Origin of the sequence: Glaciihabitans sp. UYNi722, assembly GCF_040549465.1 — a bacterium.
In the GTDB taxonomy this organism is placed as follows: Bacteria; Actinomycetota; Actinomycetes; order Actinomycetales; family Microbacteriaceae; genus Lacisediminihabitans.
In genome coordinates, this window is record NZ_JBEPTL010000033.1 from 1 (window position 1) to 15230 (window position 15230).

A 15230-nucleotide genomic window follows, 5' to 3' on the forward strand; every position below is an offset into this window, starting at 1 on the left:
ACCAGCCTGCCGATACGGCAGAATAAAAACCACAACCCCCGGTGGCCCTATTTTCAGTTGGCAAAAGTGGCCCTGTTTTCAGTCGGCGTCAACACCTGCTCGGCTCCGAGAACAACCTCCGGCTGGCAAATAACAAAGCCGAAGACCTGACCATCAGGCGCCTCACCCGTGGGAACCCCACCATGGCCGCGAAGTTCGCAGATCCGTCGACGCCAGATGCTCTGGAACACAGTTAGTGGCGCGCGACTAGGAGAGATAGTAAAGTGATAAATGCGAGGAGCAATAGCTCCGAGAAGTAAGCCTGGCAGTCTTCCGGACGGTATGACGAGCCAGGCTCGCGTATTTAACGGAGTCTTCTCTCCCCACTCACGAGAGGCTCGACCCGGCGCAACCAGTCGCCGCCCGCTTGATAGCACCAGGCGACCACATCGCTGACCCAAAGCATCGCGTTGTCGACGGGTGCTGCATGTTCGTAGCTCAGTGCCGCGGCGTAGTCGTGGACGTGGAGTGCGTCGCGGATAGTGCGACGGTCTGCCTGGATCAACGACTCATCCCGCTCGATCGTGAGTCTCGTCGCGCCCGACTCGGCGAGGTCGGCGATCAGGGCTTCCAGGCAAATCGTCCGGGAAACCTTATCGGGCTCTCCCCGCACAATGTAGAGCTGTACACGGAGATCCAGCGCTGACATTGCAGACAGCAATGACCTACGAGAGCTATCGTTCTCGCTCTTAAAGTGGATGCGGCGTTGGCCGGGCCGCGTCAGCTGCCGGACGCTGCGTTGTGTTTCCCCGGCGCGCGCGGGCGCTACTGCTGCGGCGGCAACGTAGTAGTCCCCGCGTTTGGACTCGTCGACGAAGACGTGATCAAGCCGCTCGAATGCAGGCACGACAGGGGCCTATTCGCTCTCGCGAGCAGAAGAGGCCGGATCGCCAAAGTCCCACGTGCCCGGCCTGGCAACAACTCCATCCTGCACGCGCAAGCCACTCGACAATCCGCCGCTGAAATTGCCATCTGAGCGGTGAGTCACACGTCTAGGCACTCCGCATGCGACAGCGAACTCGTTAACTGAGAAGTTAGGATCCTGGAAAAACAGCACTTGGGCTGTGACCCACATCACGTTCGTCTTGACGTTATCTGCCTCTTCGGAACTCAGCGGCGCGCGCGGGAGAGTGCCCCGATCCTGTGCAGGGTCATGACCGGCCCGATCGAGCCTCCACGGGCTGTCCGACCAATTATGGTTCCGGATCTCATCCGCGAATTCTTGGGCAATGCGACTCAGGGGCATACTGACCTTCCGATAAGGATGTGCGGGCGCACCTCCCGACGAGGCGCTTCAGACAGCGTAGTCCTGGAAACGGCGGCAGACATACGCAGGACCCAAGACGATGACTAGCTCACTTCTCTGCACGCGGTCCACTATGAGATTCGGGAAGTAGCGCAACATTCCACTATTCGGCGCAGAGAATCGTCGTTTTAGTTCGTTTTTTTCGTCCCGGCGAGACGCCTCGTAACGCATGGGATGCAAGGCGGATTCGCCCCTGCCCGCGGCCCTGAGCGATCACGGAACGCCGTCATTTATCGACCGACTCCACAACGTGCTTCAAGCCACCTCGACCGCGGCCGTTTCACGCCCGGTCATCGGGCAGTTTCTCGGGACACCTAAACGGCAATGAGGCCGACCAACACCGGCGCGATCCCAGCAACGGCGGGGAAGTGTCCGTTCAACGTCCCGCTTACGGGCATTCCGCCTGCTGGGTGCTTCGGGACCACTCCAAGAGGCTCCAGTTCGGGGGAGTCGCTGTGCCAGAATTGGCTCACAACGGTCCTGACAAGCAGTGGGGGCAACTGAAAATGACGACCGCGACCCGAACGAAAGTGCTGGTCGCAATGACCGCCCTTATTGCCGCTCTGAGTCTCGCAGGATGCTCCGGCCTGGCTCCGCACTCGATCGAAAACTCGCCTACATGCTCGTCAAAGCAAATCAAGGCGCTCGCCCGCGAGATCGTTAGCGCAAAGACCACTCCTATCGGCAAGACGCTTCCTTTCCCATTGAACTACGTGATGAAAGACGAAACTGACGTCGTCTGTTCTGCGAGGGCGACTATCGACCACGGCCCGCAGGGCGGGACGCAGACCTTCGACGTCGTAGTCGTGTCATCGACGCTCAAGACGGTTCGCGCGCACATTGACAAGGTCCTGCTCGCGCATGGGGGCGCTCGAGGTACCGACTCCGGTCAAAACCACTTGAGTTGGACGGTTCAATCCGCCACTGTGATGACCGCCGATCCATTCCCTGGTGATAAAGCGATTATTTCGGTGCAGCCATAGTTGGACCGAGCACGGGTTTGCGTGCTCGGTTTTAGGGTCCCGCTATCGGGCGGTGCCTCGGGGCGAATGTGATCTCGGGTGCTCTCTCCCGACAGCATTGCATTGGGGCCCGTCTTGTCCGGCGACCTCACCAACGGCGGCCCAGATCTGGGCTGAACTGTCGGTCAGCGCTGAATAGTTTTGGCGTCGCTGCTGGGGTAGTTAGCGGAGACTTATCCGCTGCACAGGGTCGCCGCGGATGTGCCAAGGTGGGGTGATGGAGGAGAGCGCTGTAGCCGAGGCTGGGCCGCGAGTCCATCGTCGGGATGCGGCGCGGAACCGAGAGCGACTGATTGCGTCGGCGTTGTCGATGATCGCACGGGACGGTTTCAATGTCCCTGTTCTGATGATCGCGCAGGAGGCGGGCCTTGGTGTCGCAACCTTTTATCGCTCGTTTCCTGACCGTAGTGCGCTGATGCGCGAGCTCGAGCACCGGGCTTACGACAGTCTCATTACGATTCTGGAGTCAATTCGGACTGATGGGGTTGGAGGCCTCGAGGCCATTGAGCGTTTCCTCACCGACTCACTGGAGATCGCCGACCAACTCATCCTTCCTTTGCACGGCGCTGCGCCCATCATGGATGACGATGCAATTCAGAAGCGGGCGACGATCGATAGCACGCTTGAAGAGTTTCTCAATGAGGGGCGCGTTGACGGATCGATCCGGCACGATGCCAACGCCACCGACATCATCGTCTGCAGCGCCCTCATCACCCAGCCACTTCACTTCACTTCACATTGGCACAGAAGCGCAAATCGGCACATTGCGTTGTTCCTGGCCGGGCTTGCTGCTGGAGCGAATCTTCCAGGACCTGCGGTGGAGCAATCCGATATCGAAGCATCGTTTCGACTTGAGGCGGATGAAAACTCTTAGCCAAGGTAGCGGGAACGACTGATCACGCCGTCAGGATCAACGGTGTCCGCAATGTGGGCCACTCGCTGACGCACGCCTTCGGGCAACGCGTCGGGAACCGAATCACTCCCCTCCGCCCAGGAGCCGAGGCTCAGCCCAAGACCCACGATGGCGGCGGCCCTACGAACTGTCGCGAAAGCCTTGTTGATGTGTTCGCGAGTGTTCGGCCCGATGAGGGCGCCCACTGCGTGTACTACAAACGGTCCTTGGACGGCTGTCTCGGCACCGTCGCGGGTGCGGGCCTCGTTATCAAGTGACCGGATCTCGATCATCGCCAGTGCCGATTCCGCTGGTGCGGCCATGCGCAGGATGTCGGCCGCAACTTGACCGGTGACGGGGCCGAGCCAGCGGGCCAGGCCGATCGCAGGGACAGCCATCGGAGGATCCAGGTGAATGGTCGCCAGTCCGGACGCGTCGGTCGGACCCCAGGTGTCGACGGTCGGCGCAATGACGAGACGCACAGCATCCAGCAGGGGCAGCGCGCCCGCTTCGCCGTCGCTTGATGCCACCGCCAGATGGACGACCGGTACCCCCTGGAGTTCCTTCGGGAAGTTTGGCGCGGGAGGTGTGTGCAACACGGCAATGCTTGTCGCAACAGACGCGCCAACCTCAGCTAGTGAAGTAGCCCAGGCCTGAACGACGTCGTCAAGGGCCTCGATCGGCCAGAGCAGATAGCCGGCGTGCAGGTCGTTGATCGGCACGAGATCGAAGTCGAGGTGCGTTGCAATCCCGACGCCACCACCACCGCGGAACGCCCAGAGAGCATCACGGTCCATCGGATCAACTGCATCATCGGTAGCGAGGCGAAGGTTGCCCTTGCCGTCGACGTATTCGACCGAACGCAGGGCCGAACTGGCAGCCCCGAACGGGCGAGTCAACCACCCAAACCCGCCCCCGAACGTGTAGCCGCCCACGGCAACGGTGGGCGAGGAGCCAGCCAAACCCATCAGCCCGTGAACCTCAGCTTTGGGGTTGATCTCTCCCCAGGTCAGCCCAGCGCCAGCTGAGGCCGTCCGTGCATCACGGTCGATCGTCAGTTCGCGGAGACCGGACGTATCGATGATGATCGTGTTGTTCCCCACATGGCCACCCGCACCGTGGCCCGTCGCCTGCGGCATGACCTTCAGGCCTCGACGAGCGGCCTCAACAACGACTGCACTGACCTCCGCGGCGGTCGCCGGCTTCGCGACGAACGCCGGTTCCTGGGTTCCACTGGAATTATCCGGACTCGTTCCCGCCACATACTCAGGCGATGCTGGCGGGTAAAGCTGGACCGATTCGCTCATGCCGGACTCCATTCATCGAGGGTGGCGGTGACCGTCCGGTGGACAGCCCCGCCTAGGGGACGAAATCGTCCGCTTCTGTGGGATGCTGTAAGTATGACTGAAAAGACCGCGCCTGCCTATGCTGTCATCGGTGCTACCGGGCAGCAAGGAGGCGCCGTGGTTGATGCACTTCTCGACCGTGGCGCCAACGTGCGCGCCATAGTGCGAGACCCCGAATCTGATAGGAGCCGAGCTCTCGCTGCGCGAGGGGTGAGTCTCGTGCACGGCGACCTGGACGAAGTCGACTCGATTGCGTCGGCGTTGGCCGATGTGAGCGGGTTGTTCCTGATGACCACCTACGACGAGAGCAGCGGCGGTACGGACGGTGAGATTGTCCGCGGCCGCGCCATCGCCGACGCTGCGCAACACGCGAAAGTCCCGCGCGTCGTGTATTCCTCTGTCGGCGGGGCCGAACGCAACAGCGGTGTCCCGCACTTTGAAAGCAAGCGACTTGTCGAGAAAGCCTTGACCGATGTCGTTCCGGTGTCGTTCGTTCGACCAACGTTCTTCCTGGAGAATCTCGCCCGCTCGCTGGCGCCAAGCGGCGACACCGAGTTCGTACTTCGGCTTCCCATGCCTGGCAATGTGCCCCTACAGATGGTCTCGGTACGCGACATCGGAATCGTTGCCGCCGAGGTCCTCCTAAACCCCGCCCTGTTGCCCGACGGTGCCATCGAGATCGCGGGCGACGAACTCACCGGTGAAGCTATCGCTCAGCGAATCGGCGAGCACCTCGGCAAGCCCGGGCAATTCCAAAGCGTCCCCCTTAGCGTGTTCGGTGCCGACACCGATCGACAGGCCATGTTCCGATGGTTCGTGGACACGCCCGCCTACCAGGCCAACTTCACCGCAACCAAACGAATCGATCCCGACGTGCTCGATCTAGTCGCCTGGCTTCGACTCAACTGAGACGTCCAGCACGACTTTGCCGATGCCACGCCCTCCCGCCAACTCGAGGTAAGCCTCTCGAACCTCCTCGAGACGGAAACGAGCACGAATCGGGACGGTAACCGCGCCGGAAGCAACCAGATCAGCGAACTGGACGACAGTGGCTCGAATGTCCGCGAGTTGGTACATGCCCTGGGTGAGGATCCCGAGCCGCTGGCCGACCGCGAAGTCGATGATCGTATCGATTCGGTCGGGCGAAACGCCGAGCGCAATCGCAAGATCCGCATTGCCCTCCCCATGCGTGTCAAGAAACGCATCGACCCCGCCGGGAGCAGCCGCCTGAGTGCGCTCAAGCACGCCGTCACCGTAGACGACCGGCGTGGCGCCGAGTTGGCGGACGGCCTCCTGATCACTGACCCCAGCAGTCGCAATAACACGAGCCCCGGCCAGAATGGCGAGTTGCACCGCGGTGGCACCAACGCCGCCCGCGCCGCCCGCGACAACGACGGTGTCCCCTTTGGCAATTTTCACCGCTTGAATCATCGAAGTTGCAGTGGCACCAGTGATCGGGATCACCGCTGCAGTCTCCCAGTCGATATTTTCCGGCTTCGTCAGAACGTTGGTGATCGGCACCCGCACAAAATCGGCCTGAGCGTCACGACCGTCGGAGAAGCCGATTACCACGTCATCGACGGTGACACCGGTCACATTGTCAGCCACCGCCACAACCACTCCCGAGAATTCGGTGCCTTGACCAGAGGGGAAATGCGCAGGATTCATCGTGTCCATCAGGCCCTCACGGATGGCTGCCTGACCCGGATTGACACCGGCCGCACGCACGCGGACAACGATTTCACCGTTTTGCGGGGACGGCATCGACACTTCGCGAATCTCCAAGACCTCGAGACCGCCATAAGACCCGAATTGCACTGCGCGAGGCATAGCGCTCCTTTTTACATGATCACTAAAGCTACAAAAACCGGAAACCGGATGATTTATTCCGTATTCGGCAATACTCAGCTTACTAATGCAGGACGACGTCACGAGCGAAACTATTTGGGACAGGGCCAGCACGCTGATCGTTCGCCTGGGGGCACTTGAGCAAGGTCGAAATCTCGTCTCGATCACACTTTCGCGATCGCCTGACATTCAGCCCGGTGATCGTCCGGCTACCGGGCGCAGCCTTCGCCGACGGGAGGGTTCACCTACCCCAGTCGAAGTTGAGTGGAATGCCCAAGTGGTTAGGCAAGAGAGTGATGATGGCGGGGTTTGGGCCTGAGGGGTAGTCATCAGGCTAGGCCGGCTCACCTTTTCAGACTCGTCGCGAGTGTTGGTGTCCTGGTAGGTGAGCTCGCTCACCGTCGCGATCGAAGATGGTGAGCAGCTCGACGGGTCCTTCATGCGCCTCGGTGGCGTGGGGGGTCATCGTGGAGAACTCGGCCGCCTGCCCTTCGTGGACCAGGATTGTCCGCTCCCCAAGGCGCAGTCGGATAGTTCCGCTGAGCACGGTGAACCATTCGTATCCCGGGTGCACCTGCGTCTCGTTTACCGCGCTGTCGGGAGTGATCCGCATTTTGGCGATCGTGACGCCGCGGCGATCGCGCTCGCGCGAGAGAAGCCACACGGTCGAACCGGCGCTTGTCTCGGGCTCCGGGCGGATGACGACGTCATCGTCGCCCTCTGGCTCAACGAGCTGGTCGAGCGTCGTGCCAAGCGCTTGAGCGATGGGCACGAGCTGATCAAGAGCGATACGGCGATGGCCCGTCTCGATGCGGCTCAGCGTAGACGCCGACAGGTAGCAGCGGCCGGCGAGCGTGTCGAGGGTCCAACCCCGGGCGACGCGAAGGCTCCGAATTCGTTGGCGGACGACCTCGTCGAGCAGTTCTTGCGTCATACGCAATAGCTTATGCCGAAAACGGATTGCTGCTATAGCCTGATTGACATGACCCACACCCACACCACCGCGCACCATTCACCAAACGACCTACCCGGACACGGCCCCGCACCGGAGCACGATGCCGGCCTTGCCGAGTTTTTCGACCTCGATGCTGCGCTAAGTGCACCGGTGTTGGTGGCAGCGCTGAATGCCGCATCCGATGCTCTCGGCACTGAGCCGCGCGTCGTTGTCGACCTTGGTGCCGGAACGGGAATGAAAACTCTTGCTCTCGCGACCCGCTTCCCAGACGCCCAGATTCACGGCCTCGACTCCTCACCCACGATGCTCGCCCGTCTGGCAAATCACACCCGCTCGGGGGCAGCGTGTTCGAAGTAACCGCAGCTACGCTGAGCGGATGGCCCGTTCAGAACCGATATACCGCTCTGCGGTGTCGCTCGGTCTTGCCCTGCTGCGGTTGCTGCGGGTCAAGCGCAGCGAGACCGGGCTCGAGAACCTGCCTGCCACCGGCGGTGCCGTGCTCGCCGTGACGCACTTCGGATACCTGGAATTCGTGCTCATCGAGTGGGTGATGTGGCTTCATAACCGTCGCCGCATCCGCTTCCTGGCCACGAAGGCCGCGTTCGGCAATCCGGTGCTCGGCTTCTTCATGCGCGGAATGCGACACATTCCTGTGGACAAGGATGCCGGCGCCGAGGCCTACAGTGAGGCCGTCGCCGCACTGCGCGACGGCGAGCTGATCGGGGTCTTCCCCGAGGCCGGCGTGAGCGCATCCTTCGCCGTTCGCGAACTCAAGACCGGAGCGACGCGACTCGCCGCCGAAGCCGGAGTTCCCGTGATCCCCGTCGCGATCTGGGGCGGCCAACGACTTGCGACCAAGAATCGGAAGATTGGTTTCCGCGATCGCTTCGACGTGCCGGTGAGCTTCTCCATAGGCTCCCCGATCACCGTCTCGCCGGATGCGAACGTGATCGATACGACAGACCGGCTGCGGATCGCGATGCAGCGTCTGCTCGACCCGCTCCAGAGGGAGTATCCGACAGACGGCAGCGGAGAGTGGTGGCAGCCGCGCTCCCTCGGCGGGACGGCGCCGACCCCGGTGCAGGCTGCCGCGAGGGACGCCGAGCGGGAACGCCAACGCCGGAAATCCGCTGCCCTGCGCGCCGAAGGTCCAGCGGGCGCGCTCTGATCGGTCGGCTCGGTTACCTCGAGAATCGCAACTCCGGCCGGGCTTTCGCCAGTTCGTCGAGCATGAAAGCGACAGTCTCCTCGACGAGTTCGCTGTCATCGATGAGGGCGACCCTGACACGGCGGACGAAGGAATCCCAGTCCCCACCGCCGGATCGAAGCGCCAGAAGCGGGGACAGCAGCGCAGCCCGACGGAGCCAGACGTCGCCCTCTCCTGCCCATCGATCCAGAGCGGCGTCCGCACGGGCACGGTTCTGACTGTCCAGGCTCTCGATCATCGGGCCGATCACGTCGATCGCGAGCGGATCGACCAGGACGCGCAGTCGTGCCTCCCGCAGGAAGCCCTCGACTCGTGTCAGGTCGGAGTTGTCCAGCAGGCGGACGTGGGACTGCAGGAGCACGATCGCGGCGAGCCGACGCTCGAACACCGGCACGATCCAGAGTTCGGAACTCAGGGCAGCGACCTCGTCGTGGGCCATGTCGGGGTAGCGGCGTGTCGCATCCCGAATCGTTCCACGCACCGCTCCCGTCGAAGCCCCGTAAAACCGCAGTTCGCTTCCCAGCCGAACCCTGTCTTCCTTCGCGCGAGACCAGGAACTCTCGCGTTGCAACGCCGCATCCACGAACTCGCCGACATCACTCATTTCACCATTCTGTCGTCCGGGACGACGGCAAACCGCAGGCAACTCGGAGGTGCGGGTGGAAGGGTTGACGGGTCGGCGAGGAACCGCCAACGGAGTCGAACCGATGTGGGGTAACTACATGCAAGTTCTCGTCGCTCTCAACCGCTGCCAGTCCTATGGTGTCCATTGCCATCCGAGTTGGCCAATTGCCACTCTTGATCGGCACGCCGCCATGTAATTGACCAATCCGAATCTTGTCTGTCCAGAGTGATTCGACTTAACAAGACGCTTGAGGAAGCGTCTCGAGCTCGTGCGTATCACGCCCCGGTCATCGGGCTTAATGTCGGGCAGGTCAAACGCACGACCGCCCGACCGTGGACGCGTCGACACCAATGGCGGCGGAGAAGTGTCCGTTCACCGTCCGGCTTGTGGGCGGGGTCGTCTAAACACTGACCGATCATTGTCGACAGCCCCAGTTCTGCGAGTATCAGCGTATGGATGCACGTGACTCTTTTCGTGAGATGCTTCGCGACCAGGTCGGACCCGCCCTGCGGCAAGAGGGATTTGCTGGTTCGGGCGCCAACTGGCGGCGGCGCAACGACGCTGGCGACTGGGTGTCGTCAACTTTCAAAAATCCGCGTACGGTTCCGCGCACTCAGTCGAGTTCTACATAAACCTCGCACTCGTCATCGAGACGGGACGCCAATTCTCTGCGTGGTTGAACAATCAGGCTGTACCCACGGTGCCCAGTGCTTTCGATGACGTGTGGTCGATCAGGCTCGATCCGCCGCCTCGGCAAGGTCGCGACCATTTCGACCGGTGGCAGTTCGGTGACGGGTCGGCCTGCAGCCTGATCTGTGCGGAGGTCATCGAAACCGTCCTGACGATGGCGATGAGGACGTTCCAAACGCTTCTCAATCGCGAGTCGTTACTGGAGATTCTCGAAGACATGGGCGGACACATGATGTTCGGAGGTGCTCTCGCGCACTTGGATCCCCAAACCCTTCGCGCTGTGATCCTCAGCGACTACGGAGTGACGAAAGAACTCACCGCAGCTTTGCAGCACGTCGCTGAGGACGCACGACAGCATGAGTTCGCCGGGAGCGACACTTGGGCCAGAACTTGCCGAGCTGTCATTGAATGGGTGACCGCACGGACCGCCGCTGTGGAGTCGACCGGCGGGCACCTAACAAAGCTCAGACGCGCTGTCCCGATGACTGTTCCCTGATCGAATTCCCGCCTGATGTCAGTGAATTGTTTTCTCACGCGTGCAAATGGCTTCGGCCAGGCCTAAGGCTTTGCCGCAGAGGCTTCTATCAGATCACTCACGACATTACGCTCACTGAGCCCGGGGAAGTGTGGGGTAGCGACTGTGGAGACCGACGCTCCTAGGCTTGCCGCCATCGCTTCCTGAGCGAAGGTGGGCATGGCCCGATCGTCGGTAGTAATTAGATAACTCACCGGTGTGCTACCCCACCCTTTTGTAGTGCTCGGTTCGGAACCCGCGGCTTGAGATTGCGGAACTAAATTGCCAGCGAAGGACTTGTCTAATTCCGCACTTCCAGCGTTTCCGACCATTATGTGTACCGCCTCAGCCGGGTTTACTGAGTAAAAAGTATTTGTGGGATCGGGCACCACCCAGGCGGGAAATTCACCCCCCACGAGATCTCGCATGCTGACGCCGACAACTGGAACGAATGCGGCGATGTACACGGCGTGTGTGACGTTTGGGTGCCCGGCAACTTCTGAGAGCACCATTCCTCCGTAGGAGTGCCCAACTATAACGGTGGATTCGTTGAGGTCATTCAATAATGCTTCTGCATAGCATCCGTCCGCGTGCAGTCCGTCTGAAGCCGAGCCAGAGTTGCTGGGTAGTTCTGCGACGGTCACGCCGAATCCACGTTTCCGTAACTCCTCTGCGAGGAGATCCCAGACACTTCCGGGGGAATACGAGCCAGGAACGAAGACGATTTGGTGGGCACTGCGCTGCCGGTTTTCCGCGGTTTCTAGGGACATGGCGATCCTTAATCTCAACGGGCGATGGAGTCGAGACCACTAACCGGGCGCTTGAACGTCACCGCGATGTGCCGACGATTTGAGTATACGAAAGGAATGATGGTAATACCACTACATTTTTGACTAGTTTCAGCTGAATAGTTTCTTGTTTATCCAATTGAGAATCCGTTCGAGTACTGCATCGGACCCATTTTCGATTGGAATCATGTGGCCAAACCCGGCCAAATTCCAATCAGACTCGAGTTCGACGTGCTCGGCCCCCACGATTCGAGCAAAAGTTGCGGTCGCCGGGGGGATCGTCAGCATATCGTCACCGCCGACGATGACGAGCGAGGGAATGAGTCGTAGTCGTTCTAAATCAGAAATTAATAGTGTTCCGAGCCCGTCTCCGTTTGATAAAGCGTTCATGACGGAAGGACTTGTCCCAACGAGGGACCGAAGATAATTCCTCCGATGGTTCTTCGGGAATCGTGCTGAGGTTGTAAAGACGGCCGTTGCCCTCTCCGGTGAATAGATAAAAGACCGATCCAGGGGCACGATCTGCCTTTCTCCTGCAGAGTTTCCCAGCGGAGCCGGAGAGAGGAAAATCAGAGCGTCTGGTGGGCTACTTATTGTTTCAACGGCTTTGGCGAGAAGCGTTGCGCCAATACTGTGGCCGATAACTACAGTTGGCTGCACCTCGTCGATGAGTTGTCGTAAAGCATCGACGATGATGGCGGGACCGAGATCTTCGAAAGTATCGGAGAGTTGGGACCGACCGACGCCGGGCCAGTCAACGACGTCAACACTCCACCCTTGTGCTGTGAAATATTGGGCCCACCCAGGAGACCCATCCGGGCGTTTTAGCCAGGTCGAACCAGTATGAGCTCCCCCGTGTACGAGCACGACGCGGCCTGGTGAATCCGAGTGCAGCGCTAGAGAACTCAGTACGAACATAGGATGATCGTCCCCAACCAAATCCGCCATAAACGGACTATCCACTCTCAGCCCTCTCTCTTAAATAGGAGCCTTCCCGCGATATTCGATTTTTTATGTATACGACAGGCTGAACCGCCATTCTGGTGCGCTCACGGCCGACTGTTCTTTCGATTTGACCAATGAATGTATTGACCGGTCCATGAACGGTCTCGATCCGAACCTTGCAAAAGTTCACAGCCAGCGAGCCCGCTGGGCTCGCTGGCGAATCAGCGGCTACCGCAGTCGTGAGTAGACGCGGCGCGCATTGCCCTCAAAAATTAATGAGGCGTCCTCGGCCGACAGTCCGAGGCGATCGATGTAGCGCTTTGTGTCGTCGATCAGTTCGCCACTCTCAGGTTCACGCTCACCAGGGATCGCGCCTAACATCTCCGATGCAAAGAGCAAGTTGCGCGCGCCGACGGTATCTACGAGCAGGCGTACGCCCTCAGGGTGATATACAGCCGTGTCAAAGAACACGTTTCGGAGGAGCAACTCGGGATCGGGACGCCCGAACCTCGAGGCCAGGCCGCGAAAGCGACCCCAGTGGTAAGGAACCGCGCCGCCGCCGTGCGGGATTACCAGGCGCAGGTCCGGGAAGTGTTCGAAAACGTCGCCCAGCACCAGTTGCATGAAGACGGTGGTGTCGGCATTGAGATAGTGCGCGCCGAGGGTGCTGACGGCGTCCACGGCCGAGGTGGATACGTGGATCATCGCCGGAATGCCGAGCTCGACGAGCGTCTCATAGAGTGGGAACCATGACGCGTCGGTCATGGGTGGCCCGGTCCAGAGGCCTCCAGACGGGTCAGGATTGAGATTGCACCCGACGAAGCCGAGCCCGTCGGCGACTCGGCGGAGCTCGGAGACACATTCCGTGATTGAACCGCTCGGCGTCTGCGGAAGCTGCGCGACGGGAACAAACTGATCGGGATACAGCCCGGCGAGTCGTCCGATTACGTCGTTGTTTACCCGCGACCAAGCTGCTGCCGCCGCCGGATCGGACGCATCGTGCCCCATCGCCGATGCCTTCGGGGAGAACAGCACTCTGTCGGTACCGCGCAACTGCATCTCTGCGAGCTGCTTGGTCTCCACTGATTCCCGCAGTTCGTCGTCAGAAATAAGAGGCTCGGCCACGAGGCCGTCAGCTGAAAGCTGCCGCTGACGAAATTTGGCAAGGGACGCCGGTGCGGTCGTGTAATGGGCGTGGCAGTCGATGATCATCAGGGTGCAGGTCCGTCCAGATAAACGAGGCCGGCTGCCTCCAGCCGACCCCGTAGGCCGAGAATGTCGAGGCTGGCCTCTCCGTCTCGATAACGTTTTCGGCTCAGCGCCTCGCGCGCATCACGAGCTTCGGCAGCTTGCAGAACCTCGCCTGCCAAGTCACGAGGAACCGCGACCACGCCGTCATCATCGGCCACAATTACATCGCCCGGACGGACGAGCGCTCCCCCGCAGACAACCGGCACATTCACCGTGCCGAGGGTCTCCTTCACTGTCCCGAGGGCCGAAATGTGCCGGCTCCATACCGGAAAACCCATCTCGTTAAGTTGGACGATATCGCGGCATCCCGCATCGATGACGAGCCCACGGATTCCGCGTGCCATCGCCGACGTCGCCAATAGATCACCGAAATACCCAGCCTCGGACGGTGAAGTCGGGGCAACAACGAGCACGTCGCCGGGCTCACACAGCTCAAGACCGACGTGAATCATCCAATTATCTGCCGGCGGCACGCTCACCGTAACTGCTGATCCTACGAGGCTCAGCCCACTACTAATCGGGCGCAAACCAGCAGAAAGTAGACCGGTACGTTTCTGGGCCTCGTGCACAGTGGCAACCCCATGAGTCCCCAGTCGCTCGATCGTCATTGCGTCAGCTCGCTGAATCGTGCGGTAAGCAACGTGCCCGATGGCCATCAGGAACGTCCTAACCAGGGCATTAGCGATACATGCACGACGTCGGGTTCGCCGCCGCCGATGGCACGGATTGCACGATCGACATCGGCGAGACCGAATCGGTGTGTAGTGAGCTCTTCCAGCGGAAACCGATGCGATGCCAGTTGTGCGAGCGCCAATTCACATGCCCGGTAGCTATGTCCACGTGCACTCTTAATCGTGATCGCTTTCTCGGTCAGCTTTTTTAGGGGAAAATCGGGAAATGCGGCAAGTTCGCCCTGCACGAGGAGAACTCCTTCCCGTCGCTTTAGGGCGTCGATACCAAGCAGAATCGGCAGGGTACCGGCACCCGCTGTGCAGTCCAGTGCGACATCGACACCCTCGCCCCCGGTGATTTCCCGGATTCGTGTCAGCGGATCTTCCCTCGTCACGTCGATCACATGATCGGCACCGAGGCGTAGCGCGAGGTCCAGCCGCGCACCGTCCCGCGCAGTGCCGGTCACAATGACCAGCGATGCTCCCGCCTGCTTGCACGCGACTGCCTGCGACAGGCCTTGCTGGCCCGGGCCCTGAATCAGAACCCGGGAGCCGTAGCCGACTCCGGCATCCAGTAAAGCCCATTGGATACCGTTGGACATCGGCGTGACGATGCCGGCTAACTCGGCTGACACTCCATCGGGAACCTTGTGCACGACGGCGTTCCAAGGCAAGTACATATACTCGGCGAACCCGCCCCACAGATGATAGGGATTGCGAGACGACGTATAGCCATAGCGCCGCGCGTCGGGATTCGTCCGCCAGTCGGTGTTTTCGCAATGCCGGTACTCGCCGATCGTGCACCATTCACAGTGATAACAGGCGACGTAGTGTTCGACGAAGATGCGATCGCCTTCCGCGAGACCTTCGCGCTCGAGGAACTCGGGCGACGCGTGAGTTAAAATCCCAATATTCTCATGACCCATGATCACGGGCTCGTCCGTCGGAGGATGTCCGTAAAGCTTCACGTCGGTGCCGCAGATTCCCGCCACTTCCACCCGCAGCAGAGCACTACCGGATGGCACTTCCGGCAGCGGGAACTCTTGTATCTCGGTCATCCCGGGTGCCACTCGCACCGCTGCACGCACCATCGTCATGCCAGCTCCTTCGCTATGGACTGAAGGTCAGTCC

General features: G+C 60.8%; 16 protein-coding genes. 6 read left to right on the top strand and 10 right to left on the bottom strand.

Translation table 11 applies throughout. The features are described 5' to 3' along the window. Positions 1-343 precede the first annotated feature (343 nt). On the bottom strand, positions 344-886 hold the full coding sequence (locus ABIB56_RS17150; protein ID WP_354570440.1) for a hypothetical protein: 543 nt from the start codon (positions 884-886) through the stop codon (positions 344-346). 914 nt (positions 887-1800) lie between these two features. Between ABIB56_RS17150 and ABIB56_RS17155 the strand changes: the two genes are divergently transcribed. Both ABIB56_RS17155 and ABIB56_RS17160 read left to right on the top strand, forming a co-directional pair. Beyond that, complete coding sequence (locus ABIB56_RS17155) at positions 1801-2328, top strand: hypothetical protein (protein WP_354570441.1); 528 nt, start codon at positions 1801-1803, stop codon at positions 2326-2328. A gap of 256 nt (positions 2329-2584) precedes the next feature. Beyond that, positions 2585-3241 (top strand): TetR/AcrR family transcriptional regulator, encoded by a 657-nt coding sequence (locus ABIB56_RS17160; RefSeq protein ID WP_354570442.1) that lies wholly within the window; start codon positions 2585-2587, stop codon positions 3239-3241. Here the strand turns inward: ABIB56_RS17160 and ABIB56_RS17165 are convergent. Continuing rightward, complete coding sequence (locus ABIB56_RS17165; protein ID WP_354570443.1) at positions 3238-4566, bottom strand: FAD-binding oxidoreductase; 1329 nt, start codon at positions 4564-4566, stop codon at positions 3238-3240. The genes ABIB56_RS17160 and ABIB56_RS17165 overlap by 4 nt on opposite strands. 93 nt (positions 4567-4659) lie before the next feature. On the opposite strand from ABIB56_RS17165, the gene ABIB56_RS17170 reads away from it, so the two are divergent. After that, on the top strand, positions 4660-5514 hold the full coding sequence (locus ABIB56_RS17170) for an NmrA/HSCARG family protein (RefSeq protein WP_354570444.1): 855 nt from the start codon (positions 4660-4662) through the stop codon (positions 5512-5514). Here the strand turns inward: ABIB56_RS17170 and ABIB56_RS17175 are convergent. After that, entirely contained in the window at positions 5488-6567 is a 1080-nt protein-coding gene (locus ABIB56_RS17175) for an NADP-dependent oxidoreductase (RefSeq protein WP_354570445.1), read from the bottom strand. The two genes, ABIB56_RS17170 and ABIB56_RS17175, sit on opposite strands and share 27 nt — an antisense overlap. 238 nt (positions 6568-6805) lie before the next feature. Further along, a complete protein-coding gene (locus ABIB56_RS17180; protein ID WP_354570446.1) occupies positions 6806-7387 on the bottom strand; it encodes a helix-turn-helix domain-containing protein in 582 nt (193 codons plus the stop codon). 48 nt (positions 7388-7435) lie between these two features. On the opposite strand from ABIB56_RS17180, the gene ABIB56_RS17185 reads away from it, so the two are divergent. Together ABIB56_RS17185 and ABIB56_RS17190 are read left to right on the top strand one after the other, a co-directional pair. Next, entirely contained in the window at positions 7436-7765 is a 330-nt protein-coding gene (locus tag ABIB56_RS17185) for a class I SAM-dependent methyltransferase (protein WP_354570447.1), read from the top strand. A 19-nt stretch (positions 7766-7784) separates the two neighbouring features. Then, positions 7785-8576, top strand: a complete 792-nt coding sequence (locus tag ABIB56_RS17190; protein WP_354570448.1) for a lysophospholipid acyltransferase family protein — start codon at positions 7785-7787, stop codon at positions 8574-8576. A gap of 13 nt (positions 8577-8589) precedes the next feature. Here the strand turns inward: ABIB56_RS17190 and ABIB56_RS17195 are convergent, their stop codons facing one another. Further along, a complete protein-coding gene (locus tag ABIB56_RS17195; RefSeq protein WP_354570449.1) occupies positions 8590-9219 on the bottom strand; it encodes a DNA alkylation repair protein in 630 nt (209 codons plus the stop codon). 589 nt (positions 9220-9808) lie between these two features. Between ABIB56_RS17195 and ABIB56_RS17200 the strand changes: the two genes are divergently transcribed. Further along, on the top strand, positions 9809-10426 hold the full coding sequence (locus ABIB56_RS17200) for a DUF4304 domain-containing protein (protein WP_354570470.1): 618 nt from the start codon (positions 9809-9811) through the stop codon (positions 10424-10426). 62 nt (positions 10427-10488) lie between these two features. Here the strand turns inward: ABIB56_RS17200 and ABIB56_RS17205 are convergent, their stop codons facing one another. The 5 genes from ABIB56_RS17205 to ABIB56_RS17225 form a co-directional block, all read right to left on the bottom strand. Next, positions 10489-11214 (bottom strand): alpha/beta hydrolase, encoded by a 726-nt coding sequence (locus ABIB56_RS17205; protein ID WP_354570450.1) that lies wholly within the window; start codon positions 11212-11214, stop codon positions 10489-10491. Positions 11215-11343: 129 nt separating this feature from the next. Further along, positions 11344-12180, bottom strand: coding sequence for an alpha/beta hydrolase (locus tag ABIB56_RS17210; RefSeq protein WP_354570451.1), 837 nt, complete (start codon positions 12178-12180; stop codon positions 11344-11346). 225 nt (positions 12181-12405) lie between these two features. Beyond that, positions 12406-13389 carry an amidohydrolase family protein gene (locus ABIB56_RS17215; RefSeq protein ID WP_354570452.1) on the bottom strand — a complete coding sequence of 328 codons (984 nt, stop codon included), beginning with the start codon at positions 13387-13389 and terminating at the stop codon, positions 12406-12408. After that, on the bottom strand, positions 13389-14084 hold the full coding sequence (locus tag ABIB56_RS17220; protein ID WP_354570453.1) for a 4-carboxy-4-hydroxy-2-oxoadipate aldolase/oxaloacetate decarboxylase: 696 nt from the start codon (positions 14082-14084) through the stop codon (positions 13389-13391). Before ABIB56_RS17220 ends, ABIB56_RS17215 begins: the two co-directional genes overlap by 1 nt. Then, a complete protein-coding gene (locus ABIB56_RS17225; protein ID WP_354570454.1) occupies positions 14084-15196 on the bottom strand; it encodes a zinc-dependent alcohol dehydrogenase in 1113 nt (370 codons plus the stop codon). The genes ABIB56_RS17220 and ABIB56_RS17225 overlap by 1 nt, the downstream gene beginning before the upstream one ends. Between the last annotated feature and the right edge of the window lie 34 nt (positions 15197-15230).

Coding starts and splice junctions, on each gene's coding strand:
- ABIB56_RS17225 (WP_354570454.1), bottom strand. CDS start 15,196: ATGACGATGGTGCGTGCAGCGGTGCGAGTGGCACCCGGGATGACCGAG.
- ABIB56_RS17180 (WP_354570446.1), bottom strand. CDS start 7,387: ATGACGCAAGAACTGCTCGACGAGGTCGTCCGCCAACGAATTCGGAGC.
- ABIB56_RS17220 (WP_354570453.1), bottom strand. CDS start 14,084: ATGGCCATCGGGCACGTTGCTTACCGCACGATTCAGCGAGCTGACGCA.
- ABIB56_RS17205 (WP_354570450.1), bottom strand. CDS start 11,214: ATGTCCCTAGAAACCGCGGAAAACCGGCAGCGCAGTGCCCACCAAATC.
- ABIB56_RS17210 (WP_354570451.1), bottom strand. CDS start 12,180: ATGGCGGATTTGGTTGGGGACGATCATCCTATGTTCGTACTGAGTTCT.
- ABIB56_RS17195 (WP_354570449.1), bottom strand. CDS start 9,219: ATGAGTGATGTCGGCGAGTTCGTGGATGCGGCGTTGCAACGCGAGAGT.
- ABIB56_RS17185 (WP_354570447.1), top strand. CDS start 7,436: ATGACCCACACCCACACCACCGCGCACCATTCACCAAACGACCTACCC.
- ABIB56_RS17170 (WP_354570444.1), top strand. CDS start 4,660: ATGACTGAAAAGACCGCGCCTGCCTATGCTGTCATCGGTGCTACCGGG.
- ABIB56_RS17160 (WP_354570442.1), top strand. CDS start 2,585: ATGGAGGAGAGCGCTGTAGCCGAGGCTGGGCCGCGAGTCCATCGTCGG.
- ABIB56_RS17190 (WP_354570448.1), top strand. CDS start 7,785: ATGGCCCGTTCAGAACCGATATACCGCTCTGCGGTGTCGCTCGGTCTT.
- ABIB56_RS17215 (WP_354570452.1), bottom strand. CDS start 13,389: ATGATCATCGACTGCCACGCCCATTACACGACCGCACCGGCGTCCCTT.
- ABIB56_RS17165 (WP_354570443.1), bottom strand. CDS start 4,566: ATGAGCGAATCGGTCCAGCTTTACCCGCCAGCATCGCCTGAGTATGTG.